The 15,351-nt window shown below is 60.0% G+C and carries 14 protein-coding genes; 8 read left to right on the top strand and 6 right to left on the bottom strand.

Features of this window, described 5'->3' with window-relative positions; translation table 11 throughout:
• Positions 1-60: 60 nt before the first annotated feature.
• A complete protein-coding gene (cspD, locus tag OH720_RS21420) occupies positions 61-315 on the bottom strand; it encodes a cold shock domain-containing protein CspD (protein WP_272602826.1) in 255 nt (84 codons plus the stop codon).
• 225 nt (positions 316-540) lie between these two features.
• Between cspD and clpS the strand changes: the two genes are divergently transcribed.
• Positions 541-924: an ATP-dependent Clp protease adapter ClpS gene (gene clpS, locus OH720_RS21415; RefSeq protein WP_008062017.1), complete on the top strand. Its 384-nt coding sequence runs from the start codon at positions 541-543 to the stop codon at positions 922-924.
• A gap of 30 nt (positions 925-954) precedes the next feature.
• A complete protein-coding gene (gene clpA, locus OH720_RS21410; RefSeq protein WP_008062019.1) occupies positions 955-3,225 on the top strand; it encodes an ATP-dependent Clp protease ATP-binding subunit ClpA in 2,271 nt (756 codons plus the stop codon).
• A gap of 225 nt (positions 3,226-3,450) precedes the next feature.
• Here clpA and infA read toward each other — a convergent pair whose 3' ends face one another.
• The 4 genes from infA to trxB all read right to left on the bottom strand — a co-directional run bounded on the left by infA (position 3,451) and on the right by trxB (position 6,248).
• Positions 3,451-3,669 carry a translation initiation factor IF-1 gene (gene infA / locus OH720_RS21405; protein WP_002553999.1) on the bottom strand — a complete coding sequence of 73 codons (219 nt, stop codon included), beginning with the start codon at positions 3,667-3,669 and terminating at the stop codon, positions 3,451-3,453.
• A 111-nt stretch (positions 3,670-3,780) separates the two neighbouring features.
• Positions 3,781-4,488, bottom strand: coding sequence for an arginyltransferase (locus tag OH720_RS21400; RefSeq protein ID WP_008062021.1), 708 nt, complete (start codon positions 4,486-4,488; stop codon positions 3,781-3,783).
• Between the two features lie 56 nt (positions 4,489-4,544).
• Positions 4,545-5,225, bottom strand: a complete 681-nt coding sequence (gene aat, locus OH720_RS21395; protein ID WP_272602825.1) for a leucyl/phenylalanyl-tRNA--protein transferase — start codon at positions 5,223-5,225, stop codon at positions 4,545-4,547.
• A 63-nt stretch (positions 5,226-5,288) separates the two neighbouring features.
• On the bottom strand, positions 5,289-6,248 hold the full coding sequence (trxB, locus tag OH720_RS21390) for a thioredoxin-disulfide reductase (RefSeq protein WP_272602824.1): 960 nt from the start codon (positions 6,246-6,248) through the stop codon (positions 5,289-5,291).
• A 305-nt stretch (positions 6,249-6,553) separates the two neighbouring features.
• Here trxB and OH720_RS21385 point away from each other — a divergent pair, with 305 nt between their 5' ends.
• From OH720_RS21385 to cysG, 6 genes are all read left to right on the top strand, one after another.
• Positions 6,554-8,962, top strand: coding sequence for a DNA translocase FtsK (locus tag OH720_RS21385; protein ID WP_180206869.1), 2,409 nt, complete (start codon positions 6,554-6,556; stop codon positions 8,960-8,962).
• 68 nt (positions 8,963-9,030) lie between these two features.
• Entirely contained in the window at positions 9,031-9,654 is a 624-nt protein-coding gene (lolA, locus tag OH720_RS21380) for an outer membrane lipoprotein chaperone LolA (protein WP_008062032.1), read from the top strand.
• A 141-nt stretch (positions 9,655-9,795) separates the two neighbouring features.
• Positions 9,796-11,118 (top strand): replication-associated recombination protein A, encoded by a 1,323-nt coding sequence (locus tag OH720_RS21375; RefSeq protein WP_272602823.1) that lies wholly within the window; start codon positions 9,796-9,798, stop codon positions 11,116-11,118.
• Complete coding sequence (gene crcB, locus OH720_RS21370) at positions 11,118-11,492, top strand: fluoride efflux transporter CrcB (protein ID WP_008062037.1); 375 nt, start codon at positions 11,118-11,120, stop codon at positions 11,490-11,492. Before OH720_RS21375 ends, crcB begins: the two co-directional genes overlap by 1 nt.
• 15 nt (positions 11,493-11,507) lie before the next feature.
• Positions 11,508-12,788 carry a serine--tRNA ligase gene (gene serS / locus OH720_RS21365; RefSeq protein ID WP_272602822.1) on the top strand — a complete coding sequence of 427 codons (1,281 nt, stop codon included), beginning with the start codon at positions 11,508-11,510 and terminating at the stop codon, positions 12,786-12,788.
• The gene (gene cysG, locus OH720_RS21360) at positions 12,789-14,183 is read left to right on the top strand and encodes a siroheme synthase CysG (RefSeq protein ID WP_272602821.1); all 1,395 of its coding nucleotides are present in this window, start codon (positions 12,789-12,791) and stop codon (positions 14,181-14,183) included. It begins immediately after the preceding gene.
• Positions 14,184-14,300: 117 nt separating this feature from the next.
• On the opposite strand, the gene OH720_RS21355 is transcribed toward cysG, so the two are convergent.
• On the bottom strand, positions 14,301-15,299 hold the full coding sequence (locus OH720_RS21355; RefSeq protein WP_272602820.1) for a glutathione S-transferase family protein: 999 nt from the start codon (positions 15,297-15,299) through the stop codon (positions 14,301-14,303).
• Between the last annotated feature and the right edge of the window lie 52 nt (positions 15,300-15,351).

Raw genomic sequence — 15,351 nt, 5'->3', positions numbered from 1 at the left:
ACCGCCCGATTCACTTGATTGAGTCGGGCGGTTTTTTTATGACTGGATGACGGTGCGGTGTTAAACCGTCACGGTCTGTTGCGTGGCAGGCGTTGCAGCTTTCGAAGCATCCACTGGGTTGCCGATATTCACGGCATGCAGGCCTTTCGGTCCCTGAATGATATCGAACACGACAGCCTGACCGGCTTTCAGGGTTTTATAACCATCCATTTTGATGGCCGAGTAGTGGGCAAACAGGTCTTCTGTCTTGCCCTCCTCATTGATGAAACCGTAACCCTTGGCATTGTTGAACCATTTCACTTTACCAACAGCCATACCCAACTCCCTCTGCAACAGACTCCATCACTGGAGTATCATCCAGTACATCCGCAGTCACTTCTTAGGAAAAAAGTTGACTCCGCGGACCTTTTTTACCCACTGTGGGCTCTATTGGTTGTAACACCGTTTTGCCGATAGTCAAGGTGACCAGGCAGTCGGAGTTGAAATCGCCCAAGACCGCCCCCACCACTGTATTTGCACAACTGACGAACCTTTCTTTCCATGCATGCAATCAGCCAGATTCGACTAACATTCAATCAGGATCGCCCGTTTCTCCAGAAAGACCGCCCGGAGGAACACGACGACGATTCCGCAGGCATTGCTGTTCAGGAGGCCAAGCCTGCTTTACAGGCACCGCCGATGTACAAGGTGGTTTTGTTCAATGATGACTACACACCGATGGATTTCGTCGTCGAAGTGCTCGAGGTGTTTTTTAACCTGAATCGCGAGCTGGCGACCAAGGTCATGCTGGCCGTCCATACAGAAGGACGGGCAGTATGTGGAGTGTTTACCCGCGACATCGCCGAGACAAAGGCCATGCAGGTCAACCAGTACGCCAGGGAAAGCCAGCATCCGCTACTCTGTGAAATCGAGAAGGACGGTTAATCGCCGACCACTTGGGTATGAGGTGAAGCTATGTTAAACCGCGAGCTCGAAGTCACCCTCAATCTTGCCTTCAAGGAGGCTCGTTCGAAGCGTCATGAATTCATGACCGTCGAACATCTTCTGCTGGCCCTATTGGACAATGAGGCTGCCGCCACCGTTTTGCGTGCGTGCGGCGCGAACCTCGACAAACTCAAGCATGACCTGCAGGAGTTCATCGACTCCACCACGCCATTGATCCCCGTGCATGACGAGGATCGCGAAACCCAGCCAACCCTGGGCTTCCAGCGTGTACTGCAACGTGCTGTGTTTCACGTACAGAGCTCGGGCAAACGCGAAGTGACTGGCGCCAACGTGCTGGTCGCGATCTTCAGTGAGCAAGAGAGTCAGGCAGTGTTCCTGCTGAAACAGCAGAGCGTTGCCCGTATCGATGTCGTCAACTACATCGCCCACGGCATTTCCAAGGTGCCAGGGCACGGCGATCACTCTGAGGGTGAGCAAGATATGCAGGACGACGAGGGCGGTGAGTCTTCATCTTCAGGCAATCCACTGGATGCTTATGCCAGCAACCTTAATGAACTCGCGCGCCAGGGTCGAATCGATCCATTGGTAGGCCGTGAGCTGGAAGTCGAGCGCGTCGCCCAGATCCTGGCGCGTCGTCGCAAGAACAATCCGTTGCTGGTGGGCGAGGCGGGCGTGGGTAAAACCGCGATTGCCGAAGGCCTGGCCAAGCGCATTGTCGACAACCAGGTACCGGACCTGCTGGCCAACAGCGTGGTTTACTCCCTTGACCTGGGTGCCTTGCTGGCCGGGACCAAATACCGCGGCGATTTCGAGAAGCGCTTCAAGGCGTTGCTCAATGAGCTGAAAAAACGTCCGCAGGCGATCCTGTTCATCGACGAAATCCACACCATCATCGGTGCGGGTGCCGCGTCCGGTGGCGTCATGGATGCCTCGAATCTGCTCAAGCCGCTGCTGTCGTCCGGTGATATCCGCTGCATCGGTTCGACCACCTTCCAGGAATTCCGCGGGATCTTCGAGAAGGACCGAGCCCTGGCCCGGCGCTTCCAGAAGGTTGATGTGTCGGAGCCTTCGGTGGAAGACACCATCGGTATCCTGCGCGGCCTGAAAGGGCGTTTCGAGACCCATCACAATATCGAATACAGTGATGAGGCCCTGCGCGCCGCTGCCGAGCTGGCTTCGCGCTACATCAATGACCGGCACATGCCGGACAAAGCCATCGACGTCATCGACGAAGCGGGTGCCTTCCAGCGCTTGCAGCCGGTGGAAAAGCGGGTCAAACGCATCGAAGTGCCTCAAGTCGAGGATATCGTCGCGAAAATCGCACGGATTCCGCCAAAACACGTCACCAGTTCCGACAAAGAGCTGCTGCGTAACCTTGAGCGTGACCTGAAGCTGACGGTGTTTGGTCAGGACGCGGCGATCGATTCGCTGGCGACCGCGATCAAGCTGTCCCGTGCCGGCCTCAAGTCGCCTGACAAGCCAGTCGGTTCGTTCCTGTTCGCAGGTCCTACCGGTGTCGGTAAAACCGAAGCGGCGCGTCAGCTGGCCAAGGCGCTGGGTGTCGAATTGATTCGCTTCGACATGTCCGAGTACATGGAGCGCCACACCGTATCGCGTCTGATCGGTGCGCCTCCAGGCTATGTCGGGTTCGATCAGGGCGGTCTGCTGACCGAAGCCATCACCAAGCAGCCACACTGCGTGCTGTTGCTCGATGAGATCGAGAAGGCGCATCCGGAAGTCTTCAACCTGCTGCTGCAGGTCATGGACCACGGGACGCTGACCGATAACAACGGGCGCAAGGCCGACTTCCGTAACGTGATCGTCATCATGACGACCAACGCCGGTGCCGAAACCGCAGCCCGCGCTTCGATCGGTTTCACCCATCAGGACCACTCGTCCGATGCGATGGAAGTGATCAAGAAGAGCTTCACCCCAGAGTTCCGCAACCGTCTGGACACCATCATCCAGTTTGGTCGCCTCAGCCATGAGGTCATCAAGAGCGTGGTGGACAAGTTCCTTACCGAACTTCAGGCGCAGCTGGAAGACAAGCGCGTGCAGCTGGAAGTGACCGACGCTGCACGAGGCTGGCTGGCGGCAACTGGCTACGACACGGCTATGGGCGCTCGCCCAATGGCACGTTTGATCCAGGACAAGATCAAGCGTCCGCTGGCGGAAGAGATCCTGTTTGGCGAACTGGCCGACCATGGTGGCGTGGTTCATATCGATCTGAAGGACGGCGAGCTGACCTTCGAGTTCGAAACCACGGCTGAAATGGCCTGACGTTCAGAAGCAAAATAAAAAGGCGCCAATTGGCGCCTTTTTGTTGCCTGTCAAATCACCGCGATCCCCTGTAGGAGTGAGCCTGCTCGCGATGGCGGTATGTCAGTGACATCAATGTTGGCTGAAATGACGCTATCGCGAGCAGGCTCACTCCTACAGGGGGGCAATGAAATCCCAGGCAAACAAAAACGCCCGGCATAAGCCGGGCGTCTTGTATTGACTTGATTAGCGAGCGCGGTAAGTGATGCGCCCTTTGCTCAAGTCATAGGGCGTCAGCTCGACGCGCACTTTGTCACCGGTAAGAATACGAATGTAGTTCTTGCGCATCTTGCCGGAAATATGCGCGGTTACGACGTGCCCATTTTCCAACTCCACACGAAACATGGTGTTGGGCAGGGTGTCGACGACAGTGCCTTCCATTTCGAAGCTGTCTTCTTTCGACATGCAGTAAAGCCCTCGGTGTCCAATGAATGGCCCGGTGCAACTGCGCCAGGCAAAAGCGGCGTGCATTGTGCCCGAAAAGTGGTGTTTAAGCCAAGGGGTTTAGGGCCTGCTCTAGTTCAGGACGACCCAGCGCTGGTTTATCAGCAGTTCGATGGGTCGATACTGGGTCTTGTAGCTCATTTTTTTGCAGTTCTTGATCCAGTAGCCCAGGTAAACCGCGTCCAGCCCCAGGCGCCGGGCTTCGGCGATTTGCCAGAGGATGGCGTAGCGCCCCAAGCTGCGGCGCTCTTCGGCAGGCTCATAGAAGGTGTAGACCGCCGACAGACCGTTCGGCAGAAGATCGGTGACGGCGATGGCCAGCAGTCGACCCTCAAGGCGAAATTCGTAGAACCGCGAAAACGGCAGGTCGCGAACCAGGAAGGTGGAAAACTGATCGCGGCTGGGCGGGTACATGTCGCCATCGGCATGGCGTTCTTCGATGTAGCGCTGGTAAAGATCGAAATATTCTTCGCTGAAACCCGGCTTGGCGGGGCGCACCTGCAAATCGGCGTTGCGTTTGAAAATACGTTTTTGCTGACGATTGGGTGTGAATTGCCCTACAGGGATGCGCGCCGGTACGCACGCATTGCAATTCTGGCAGTGCGGGCGATACAGATGGTCGCCGCTGCGCCGAAAACCCATTTCAGACAGATCTGCGTACACGTGCACATCCATGGGCTGGCTAGGGTCGAGAAACAGGGTCGTGGCCTGCTCCTCGGGCAGATAGCTGCAGGAGTGGGGTTGAGTGGCATAAAACTTCAAGCGCGCCAACTCGGTCATGATCAACCCTCGGGATAAGCTTTTGAATAAGTGTAAGCCACACGGGCAAAAGTCGCTCAGCAAACCCAGGTTGCACGATTGGGCTTATCCAGATGCTGCGCCAGGTAATCGGCGAACACCCGGCGCGGAATCGCTCGTGCACCCAGGCTGTGCAAATGATCGGTGGGCATCTGGCAATCGATGAGCACGAAACCCGAGTCTTTCAGATGTCGCACCAGTGTGGCAAAGCCAAATTTCGAGGCATTGTCGGCCAGGCTGAACATGGATTCGCCGAAAAATAGCTGGCCCATCGCCAGTCCATACAGCCCGCCCACCAGTTCATCCTGGTCCCAGACCTCCACCGAATGCGCATGGCCGCGTTTGTGCAGTTCGATGTAGGCGTCCTGCATGGCTTCGGTGATCCAGGTGCCGTCCGCATATTCCCGGGGGGCGGCGCAGGCGCGGATGACCGCGGCAAAATCCTGGTCGAAGGTCACCTGGTAGCGTTGTTGGCGCAGCAGTTTGTTCAGGCTGCGGGACACGTGCAGTTCATCGGGAAACAGCACGGTGCGAGGGTCCGGCGACCACCAGAGAATCGGCTGGCCTTCGGAAAACCAGGGGAAGCAGCCATGGCGGTAGGCCTGGATCAGTCGATCGGCGGACAGGTCGCCACCGGCTGCCAGCAACCCATTGGGATCGCGCATGGCCTTTTCCAGGGCCGGGAACGTCAGGGTGTTGCGTTGTAACCAGGTCAGCATGGCGTCAGGGCTTACAGAAGGGGAGGGCGATGGCGGGCGTCGGGCCCGCCGTGAAGTGTGCCGTCAAACGGCGGGAATGTCGTCGAGGTATTTTTCCGCGTCCAGGGCGGCCATGCAGCCGGCGCCGGCGGAGGTGACGGCCTGGCGATAGACGTGGTCGGCGACGTCACCCGCGGCAAACACGCCTTCGATGGCGGTGGCCGTCGCATTGCCTTCGCTGCCACCGTTTACCAGCAGATAGCCGTCACGCATCTCCAGTTGGCCGGCGAACAGGTCGGTATTGGGCTTGTGACCGATGGCGATGAACACGCCAGTCAGCGCAAGCTCGGTGATGGCGCCGCTATGACTGTCGCGCAGGCGTGCGCCGGTCACGCCACTGGCATCGCCCAGCACCTCGTCCAGGTTCTGGTTCCAGTGCAGGCGAATATTGCCCTTGGCGGCTTTTTCGAAGAGTTTGTCCTGGAGAATCTTTTCCGAGCGCAACTTGTCGCGACGGTGGATCAGATGGACTTCGCTGGCAATGTTCGACAGGTAGAGCGCCTCTTCAACGGCGGTATTGCCGCCGCCCACCACCGCGACCACCTGGTTGCGATAGAAGAAGCCGTCGCAGGTCGCGCAGGCAGAAACCCCTTTGCCGGCAAAGGTCTCTTCCGAGGGCAGCCCCAGATACTGTGCCGAGGCGCCAGTGGCGATAATCAACGCGTCGCAGGTATAAGTGCCGCTGTCACCGATGAGTTCGAAGGGGCGCTGTTGCAACTTGGCGGTATGGATATGGTCGTAAACAATCTCTGTGGCAAAGCGCTCGGCGTGTTTTTGCATGCGCTCCATCAGGACCGGGCCGGTCAGGCCTTCGACATCGCCTGGCCAGTTATCGACTTCCACGGTGGTGGTGAGCTGGCCACCGGCCTGTATGCCGGTAATGACAACGGGCTTGAGGTTGGCGCGAGCGGCATACACGGCTGCGCTGTAACCCGCGGGGCCGGAACCGAGGATGATCAGGCGGGAATGCTTCGCTACACTCATAAAAACACCTCATAAGCCTTTGTCACAAAAGAGAATGCGTGCTCAAATTGAGTCGCACGTAATGTGCTGTTGACTATGCTACACCCAAGAGTTGCCAGCATGGCATCGGACGTACAAACCCGTACAATGCCTGGCTGTAACAGTGTTTGTAACAAAATTGGCATCGCGTTTCGTGTTTATGAAAACCGATGCGCAGTGTTAAAAGTAGTCCCGGTTACGCCTGTTAACTTTTTTACCTGCCTGGATTGGGCAGTTTTATAGTCATTCAACAGATGGACGCGCCCGTGGCGCAGGAAAAACAGGTTTTGAAGAAATCCACCGCAGCACCCAAGACAGTTGTTCCACTCTGGCGTCAGCACTTGCACTACCGCCTCAAGGAAGGTGCATTGATCGCCATCGGTGCGCTGTGCCTGTTCCTGATGATGGCCTTGCTGACCTATGGCAAAGATGATCCGGGCTGGAGCCATAACAGCAAGATCGACGACGTTCAGAACTTCGGCGGCCCGGCAGGCTCCTACAGCGCCGATATCCTGTTCATGGTGCTGGGTTACTTTGCCTATATCTTTCCGCTGTTGCTGGCGATCAAGGCCTATCAGATCTTCCGCCAACGCCACGAGCCGTGGGAGTGGAGCGGCTGGCTGTTTTCCTGGCGCCTGATCGGCCTGGTGTTCCTGGTACTGTCCGGTGCCGCGCTGGCGCACATCCATTTCCATGCCGCGACCGGTCTGCCGGCCGGCGCCGGCGGGGCGCTGGGCGAGAGCCTTGGCGACCTGGCGAAAAACGCGCTGAACATCCAGGGCAGCACGCTGCTGTTCATCGCCCTGTTCCTGTTCGGTCTCACGGTGTTCACCGACCTGTCATGGTTCAAGGTGATGGACGTTACCGGCAAGATCACCCTCGACCTGTTCGAACTGTTCCAGGGCGCCGCCAATCGCTGGTGGGCGGCCCGTACCGAGCGCAAGCAACTGGTGGCGCAGCTGCGTGAAGTCGATGAGCGCGTGCACGATGTGGTCGCGCCGACCGTCACCGACAAGCGTGAGCAGGCCAAGGTCAAGGAGCGCCTGATCGAGCGCGAGCAGGCCCTGAGCAAGCACATGTCCGAGCGCGAGAAGCAGGTACCGCCGGTGATTGCCCCGGCGCCACCCAAGCCGCCAGCGCCGAGCAAGCGCGTGGAAAAAGAAAAACAGGCGCCGTTGTTCGTCGACAGCGCCGTGGAAGGCACCTTGCCGCCGATCTCGATCCTCGACCCGGCGGAAAAGAAACAACTCAATTACTCGCCCGAATCCCTGGCGGCCGTCGGCCACCTGCTGGAAATCAAGCTCAAGGAATTCGGCGTCGAAGTCACCGTGGATTCGATTCACCCGGGTCCGGTGATTACCCGTTACGAGATCCAGCCAGCGGCCGGGGTCAAGGTCAGCCGTATCTCCAACCTGGCGAAAGACCTGGCGCGTTCCCTGGCCGTGACCAGCGTACGTGTGGTGGAAGTGATTCCGGGCAAGACCACGGTCGGTATCGAGATTCCCAACGAAGACCGGCAGATCGTGCGTTTCTCCGAAGTGCTGTCGACCCCCGAGTACGACAACTTCAAGTCCCCGGTAACCCTGGCCCTGGGCCATGACATCGGCGGCAAGCCGGTAATCACTGACCTGGCGAAGATGCCGCACCTGCTGGTGGCCGGTACCACCGGTTCCGGTAAGTCGGTGGGGGTGAACGCGATGATCCTGTCGATCCTGTTCAAGTCTGGCCCGGATGACGCCAAGCTGATCATGATCGACCCGAAAATGCTTGAACTGTCGATCTACGAAGGCATTCCGCACCTGCTGTGCCCGGTTGTGACCGACATGAAGGACGCCGCCAACGCCCTGCGCTGGAGCGTTGCCGAGATGGAGCGACGGTACAAGCTGATGGCGAAGATGGGCGTGCGTAACCTGTCCGGCTTCAACGCCAAGGTCAAGGAAGCCCAGGACGCCGGCGAACCATTGAGCGACCCGCTGTACAAGCGCGAAAGCATCCACGACGAAGCGCCATTGCTGCAGAAGCTGCCGACCATCGTGGTGGTCGTCGACGAATTCGCCGACATGATGATGATCGTCGGCAAGAAGGTTGAAGAACTGATCGCCCGTATCGCCCAGAAGGCGCGGGCGGCGGGCATCCACCTGATCCTCGCGACCCAGCGTCCGTCGGTGGACGTGATCACCGGCCTGATCAAGGCCAACATCCCGACCCGTATGGCGTTCCAGGTGTCGAGCAAGATCGACTCGCGGACCATCATCGACCAGGGTGGCGCCGAGCAATTGCTGGGTCACGGTGACATGTTGTACATGCCGCCGGGTACCAGCCTGCCGATCCGGGTTCACGGTGCGTTCGTGTCCGACGACGAGGTTCACCGCGTGGTCGAGGCCTGGAAACTGCGCGGTGCGCCGGAATACAACGACGACATCCTCAACGGTGTCGAGGAGGCCGGCAGCGGCTTTGAAGGCAGCAGCGGTGGCGGCGATGGCGATGATCCCGAGGCCGACGCGCTGTATGACGAAGCGGTACAGTTCGTCCTGGAAAGCCGTCGCGCGTCCATCTCCGCGGTTCAGCGCAAACTGAAGATCGGCTACAACCGCGCCGCACGCATGATCGAAGCCATGGAAATGGCCGGGGTCGTGACGTCCATGAACACCAACGGTTCGCGTGAAGTCCTGGCCCCTGGCCCGGTACGCGACTGACCCGATACTGAAAAGGGGCGGCGCCTCAAGGCGCCGCCCGCACTCCCACGAATGTTATGAGGACTCCCATGCGTCTGATCCGCATGCTGTTGCTGCCGGTACTGGCTTTGAGCACGCTCTCGGCCCACGCCGATGACAAGGACGTGGCACGCCTGACCCAATTGCTGGAAAAATCCCAGACCCTGACCGCGCGTTTCTCCCAGCTGACCCTGGATGGCACCGGTACCCAGTTGCAGGAAACCGCCGGCGAGATGTCGCTGCAGCGCCCGGGCCTGTTCTATTGGCACACCAATGCGCCTGCCGAGCAGACCATGGTCTCCGACGGTAAAAAGGTCACCCTGTGGGACCCGGACCTGGAGCAGGCCACCATCAAGAACCTCGATCAGCGCCTGACCCAGACGCCAGCGCTGCTGCTGTCCGGTGACGTGTCGAAGATCAGCCAGAGCTTCGACATCAGCGCCAAGGAAGCCGGCGGCGTGATCGACTTCACCTTGAAGCCGAAAACCAAGGACACCCTGTTCGACAGCCTGCGCCTGTCGTTCCGCAATGGCCTGGTCAATGACATGCAGCTGATCGACAGTGTCGGCCAGCGCACCAATATCCTGTTCACCGGGGTGAAGGCCAACGAGCCGATCCCGGCCTCCAAGTTCAAGTTCGACATTCCCAAGGGTGCGGACGTGATCCAGGAATAAAACACAGAACCCTGTAGGAGTGAGCCTGCTCGCGATAGCGTTGGGTCAGTCAACATTGATGTTGAATGTAATGCCGCCATCGCGAGCAGGCTCGCTCCCACAGGGTATGGTGTTTGGCTAAGTGAGGTTTCATAAGTTGTGATGGACCTGTTTCGCAGTGCCCCGATCGCCCAGCCCCTGGCCGCCCGCTTGCGCGCGACCAACCTGGACGAGTATGTCGGTCAGGAACACGTGCTCGCTCGCGGCAAGCCCTTGCGCGAAGCGCTGGAGCAGGGTGCCCTGCATTCGATGATTTTCTGGGGACCGCCGGGGGTGGGCAAGACCACCCTGGCGCGGTTGCTCGCGGAAGTCTCGGAAGCGCATTTCGAAACGGTGTCGGCGGTGCTCGCCGGCGTGAAGGAAATCCGTCAGGCGGTGGAAATCGCCAAGCAGCAGGCCGCCCAGTACGGCCGACGGACGATTCTGTTCGTCGACGAAGTGCATCGCTTCAACAAATCCCAGCAGGATGCGTTCCTGCCGTATGTCGAAGACGGCACGCTGATTTTCATCGGCGCGACCACGGAAAACCCTTCCTTCGAACTCAACAACGCCTTGCTGTCCCGTGCACGGGTCTATGTGCTCAAAAGCCTCGACGAAAGCGCGTTGCGCAAACTGGTGCACCGCGCGCTGACCGAAGAGCGTGGCCTGGGCAAGCGCAATCTGACCCTCAGCGACGAAGGCTTCCAGATGCTGCTGTCGGCCGCCGATGGCGATGGCCGGCGCTTGCTCAATCTGCTGGAAAACGCTTCGGACCTGGCCGAAGACAACAGCGAGATCGGCACCGAGCTGCTGCAAAGCCTGCTCGGTGATACCCGTCGGCGTTTCGACAAAGGTGGCGAAGCTTTCTACGACCAGATCTCCGCGCTGCACAAGTCCGTGCGCGGCTCCAACCCCGACGGCGCGTTGTACTGGTTCGCGCGCATGATCGATGGCGGTTGCGATCCGCTGTACCTGGCCCGGCGCGTGGTGCGCATGGCCAGCGAAGACATCGGCAATGCCGACCCGCGTGCGCTGAGCCTGTGCCTGGCGGCGTGGGAAGTGCAGGAGCGGCTCGGCAGCCCCGAAGGCGAGCTGGCGGTGGCGCAGGCCATCACGTATCTGGCTTGCGCGCCGAAAAGCAACGCGGTGTACATGGGCTTCAAGACCGCACTGCGTGCCGCCGCCGAACACGGTTCGCTGGAAGTGCCACTGCACCTGCGCAACGCGCCGACCAAGCTGATGAAACAGCTCGGCTACGGTGACGAATACCGTTATGCCCACGACGAACCCGATGCCTACGCCGCCGGGGAAGACTATTTCCCGGAAGAACTCGACCCTATCCCGTTCTATCAGCCGGTGCCCCGTGGCCTGGAGCTGAAGATTGGCGAAAAGCTCAATCACCTGGCGAAACTTGACCGTTTGAGCCCCCGGCAGCGGAGAAAATAGTGCTTCCCTTGATCCTTGCTGTTTCCGCCGGCGGTGTGGCCGGTACCTTGCTACGCTTTGCCACCGGCAACTGGATCAACGCTAATTGGCCGCGGCACTTCTATACCGCGACGCTGGCCGTTAATATCGTCGGCTGTTTGCTGATCGGCGTTTTATACGGTCTGTTTTTGCTACGCCCGGAGGTGCCGATCGAGGTGCGCGCCGGGTTGATCGTCGGCTTCCTCGGAGGGCTGACGACTTTTTCATCTTTTTCACTGGATACGGTGCGCCTGCTGGAAAGCGGGCAGGTGCCGCTGGCCCTGGGCTATGCTGCCATCAGCGTATTCGGCGGGCTGCTCGCCACCTGGGCTGGCCTGTCCTTGACCAAACTTTGATAACGAGAGACCGACATGCTCGATTCCAAACTGTTACGTAGCAACCTTCAGGACGTAGCGGACCGCCTGGCATCCCGAGGCTTTACCCTGGATGTCGCGCGCATCGAAGCGCTGGAAGAACAGCGCAAGACCGTCCAGACCCGCACCGAAGCCCTGCAGGCTGAACGTAACGCGCGCTCCAAATCCATTGGTCAGGCCAAGCAGCGCGGCGAAGACATCGCGCCGTTGATGGCGGACGTCGAGCGCATGGGTGGCGAGTTGAGTGCCGGTAAAACCGAACTGGACGCGATCCAGACCGAACTGGACTCGATCGTGCTCGGCATTCCCAACCTGCCGCACGAATCGGTGCCGATCGGCGACGACGAAGACGGCAACGTCGAAGTGCGCCGCTGGGGCACGCCGACCGCGTTCGAATTCCCGGTTCAGGACCACGTCGCCCTGGGCGAAAAGTTCGGCTGGCTGGATTTCGAAACCGCCGCCAAGCTGTCCGGCGCGCGCTTTGCGTTGCTGCGTGGGCCGATCGCCCGCCTGCACCGCGCCCTGGCGCAGTTCATGATCAACCTGCACGTCACCGAGCACGGCTATGAAGAGGCCTACACGCCTTATCTGGTCCAGGCCCCGGCGCTGCAAGGCACCGGCCAGTTGCCGAAATTCGAAGAAGACCTGTTCAAGATCGCGCGCGAAGGCGAAGCCGACCTGTACCTGATCCCGACCGCCGAAGTGTCGCTGACCAACATCGTCGCCGGCGAAATCGTCGATTCGAAACTGCTGCCGATCAAGTTCGTTGCCCACACGCCGTGCTTCCGCAGTGAAGCCGGTGCGTCCGGTCGCGACACCCGCGGCATGATCCGCCAGCACCAGTTCGACAAGGTCGAGATGGTGCAGATCGTCGAGCCGTCGACCTCGATGGACTCGCTGGAAGGCCTGGTCGCCAACGCCGAGAAAGTCCTGCAACTGCTGGAACTGCCTTTCCGCACCATCGCCCTGTGCACCGGCGACATGGGCTTCAGCGCGGTCAAGACCTACGACCTGGAAGTGTGGATTCCAAGCCAGGACAAATACCGCGAAATCTCGTCGTGCTCCAACTGCGGCGACTTCCAGGCCCGCCGCATGCAGGCGCGTTTCCGCAACCCGGAAACCGGCAAGCCGGAACTGGTACACACCCTGAACGGTTCCGGCCTGGCAGTCGGTCGTACCCTGGTGGCGGTGCTGGAGAACTACCAGCAGGCCGACGGTTCGATCCGTGTGCCTGAGGTGCTCAAGCCGTACATGGGTGGCCTTGAGGTCATCGGCTAAATGAACTATCTGCCGCTGTTCCATAACCTTCGCGGCAGTCGTGTGTTGGTCGTCGGTGGGGGGGAAATTGCCTTGCGCAAATCCCGCCTGCTGGCCGATGCCGGTGCGCTGCTGCGGGTGGTCGCACCTGAAATCGAAACGCAGCTGCGCGAACTGGTCAGCGCCAGCGCTGGCGAGTGCCTGACGCGCGGTTACCTCGAGGCGGATCTGGACGGTTGCGCGCTGATCATTGCCGCCACCGACGACGAAGCGCTCAATGCCCAAGTGTCTGCTGATGCCCATCGGCGTTGTGTGCCGGTCAATGTGGTGGACGCGCCGGCCTTGTGCAGCGTGATCTTCCCGGCCATCGTCGACCGTTCGCCGCTGATCATTGCCGTGTCCAGCGGTGGCGATGCGCCGGTGCTGGCGCGTTTGATCCGCGCCAAGATCGAAACCTGGATTCCTTCGACCTACGGTCAGCTGGCTGGCCTGGCGGCGGGTTTCCGTCACCAGGTGAAAAAGCTGTTCCCGGACGTGCAGCAACGTCGCGCGTTTTGGGAAGACGTGTTCCAGGGCCCGATTGCCGACCGGCAACTGGCCGGGCAGGGCGGTGAAGCCGAGCGTTTACTGCAGGCGAAAATCGCTGGAGAAGCGCCGGTGGCCACCGGTGAGGTGTATCTGGTGGGCGCCGGTCCCGGTGATCCCGACCTGCTGACCTTCCGTGCCTTGCGCCTGATGCAGCAAGCCGATGTGGTGCTGTACGACCGCCTGGTGGCGCCGGCGATTCTCGAGTTGTGCCGGCGCGATGCCGAGCGTGTCTACGTCGGCAAGCGCCGCGCCGATCACGCCGTGCCGCAGGACCAGATCAACCAGCAGTTGGTCGACCTGGCGAAGCAAGGCAAGCGTGTGGTGCGGTTGAAGGGCGGCGATCCGTTCATCTTCGGCCGTGGCGGTGAAGAGATCGAAGAGCTGGCGGCCCATGGCATCCCGTTCCAGGTCGTACCGGGCATCACTGCAGCCAGCGGTTGCGCGGCCTATGCCGGGATACCGCTGACCCATCGTGATTATGCGCAGTCTGTACGGTTCATTACCGGTCACCTGAAGGACGGTTCCACCGATCTGCCGTGGGCCGACCTGGTCGCGCCGGCGCAGACCCTGGTGTTCTACATGGGGTTGGTGGGCTTGCCGAGCATCTGCGAGCAGTTGATCAAGCATGGTCGCGGCGCCGATACCCCGGCGGCGTTGATCCAGCAGGGCACGACGGTCAATCAGCGGGTGTTCACCGGCACGTTGGCGGACCTGCCACGGCTGGTGGCGGAGCATGAAGTGCATGCGCCGACGCTGGTGATCGTGGGTGAAGTGGTGCAACTACGCGAGAAACTGGCGTGGTTTGAAGGGGCTCAATCACAAGTCTGAGCACCGCGTTGCAGCCATCGCCAGCAGGCTGGCTCCCACAGGGGATTTGTGAAACGACACAGATCAAATGTGGGAGCCAGCCTGCTGGCGATGGGGCCCTCAAAACCTGCAAATATCTCAGGCCTTGCGCCAAACCCCTTTCCCACTCAACCGCTCCCGATCATGGGCCGCGGTGAAATCCTGCTGCGGCCCCTTGGGCACAATCCCCGTCGGGTTGATGGTCTTGTGGCTGCCGTAGTAGTGGTTTTTGATGTGTTCGAAATCCACCGTCTCGGCAATCCCCGGCCACTGGTAAATTTCGCGCAGCCAGTTCGACAGGTTCGGATAATCGGCAATGCGCCGCAGGTTGCACTTGAAGTGACCGAAATACACCGCGTCGAAACGAATCAGCGTGGTGAACAGGCGAATGTCCGCTTCAGTCAGGTACTCGCCGGTCAGGTAGCGATTGGCGCTTAACAGCTGCTCCAGCCGATCCAGTTCCGCGAACAGTTCATCGAAGGCTTCTTCATAAGCGGATTGCGAGGTGGCAAACCCGGCGCGGTACACGCCGTTGTTCACTGCCGGATAGATCCGCTCGTTCAGCGCATCGATTTCGCCGCGCAACGGTGGCGGATAGAAATCCAGGCCATTGCCGGTCAGCTCATCGAAGGCACCATTGAACATGCGGATGATTTCCGCCGACTCATTGTTGACGATGCGCTTTTGCTGTTTGTCCCAGAGCACCGGCACCGTGACGCGGCCGGTGTAGTCGGCGGTATCGGCGGTGTAGCGCTGGTGCATGAAGTCAAAGTGGTCGAGTTTGTCGCCGGTGGAGCCGTGGGACTTGTCGAATGTCCAGCCGTTCTCGAGCATCAGGTAGCTGACCACCGACACATCGATCAGGCTTTCCAGGCCCTTGAGTTTGCGCAGGATCAGCGTGCGATGGGCCCAGGGACAGGCGAGGGACACGTAGAGGTGATAGCGCCCAGGCTCGGCGGCAAAACCACCGATGCCACTGGGGCCGGGTTGGCCGTCAGCGGTGACCCAGTTGCGGCGTTGCGCCTGTTCGCGCTGGAACGTGCCGTCCTTGCTTTCGTACCATTTGTCCTGCCAGCGACCTTCAACTAACAAACCCATGTCCGAGACTCCTCAACCGATAAGCGTTGGAGAGGAGTCTATGCTGATAGGT

The sequence above is a fragment of the Pseudomonas sp. WJP1 genome, from assembly GCF_028471945.1.
Taxonomy (GTDB): Bacteria; Pseudomonadota; Gammaproteobacteria; order Pseudomonadales; family Pseudomonadaceae; genus Aquipseudomonas.
The sequence above is the reverse complement of the archived record's forward strand: the minus strand, read 5'-3'. Positions and strand labels throughout refer to the sequence as shown.

Excerpts from the sequence above, each read along its gene's own strand:
- trxB (WP_272602824.1), bottom strand. The coding sequence starts at position 6,248 with ATGAGTGTAGCGAAGCATTCCCGCCTGATCATCCTCGGTTCCGGCCCC.
- clpA (WP_008062019.1), top strand. The coding sequence starts at position 955 with ATGTTAAACCGCGAGCTCGAAGTCACCCTCAATCTTGCCTTCAAGGAG.
- cspD (WP_272602826.1), bottom strand. The coding sequence starts at position 315 with ATGGCTGTTGGTAAAGTGAAATGGTTCAACAATGCCAAGGGTTACGGT.
- OH720_RS21375 (WP_272602823.1), top strand. The coding sequence starts at position 9,796 with ATGGACCTGTTTCGCAGTGCCCCGATCGCCCAGCCCCTGGCCGCCCGC.
- serS (WP_272602822.1), top strand. The coding sequence starts at position 11,508 with ATGCTCGATTCCAAACTGTTACGTAGCAACCTTCAGGACGTAGCGGAC.
- clpS (WP_008062017.1), top strand. The coding sequence starts at position 541 with ATGCATGCAATCAGCCAGATTCGACTAACATTCAATCAGGATCGCCCG.
- OH720_RS21355 (WP_272602820.1), bottom strand. The coding sequence starts at position 15,299 with ATGGGTTTGTTAGTTGAAGGTCGCTGGCAGGACAAATGGTACGAAAGC.
- infA (WP_002553999.1), bottom strand. The coding sequence starts at position 3,669 with ATGTCGAAAGAAGACAGCTTCGAAATGGAAGGCACTGTCGTCGACACC.
- cysG (WP_272602821.1), top strand. The coding sequence starts at position 12,789 with ATGAACTATCTGCCGCTGTTCCATAACCTTCGCGGCAGTCGTGTGTTG.
- aat (WP_272602825.1), bottom strand. The coding sequence starts at position 5,225 with ATGCTGACCTGGTTACAACGCAACACCCTGACGTTCCCGGCCCTGGAA.
- OH720_RS21400 (WP_008062021.1), bottom strand. The coding sequence starts at position 4,488 with ATGACCGAGTTGGCGCGCTTGAAGTTTTATGCCACTCAACCCCACTCC.
- lolA (WP_008062032.1), top strand. The coding sequence starts at position 9,031 with ATGCGTCTGATCCGCATGCTGTTGCTGCCGGTACTGGCTTTGAGCACG.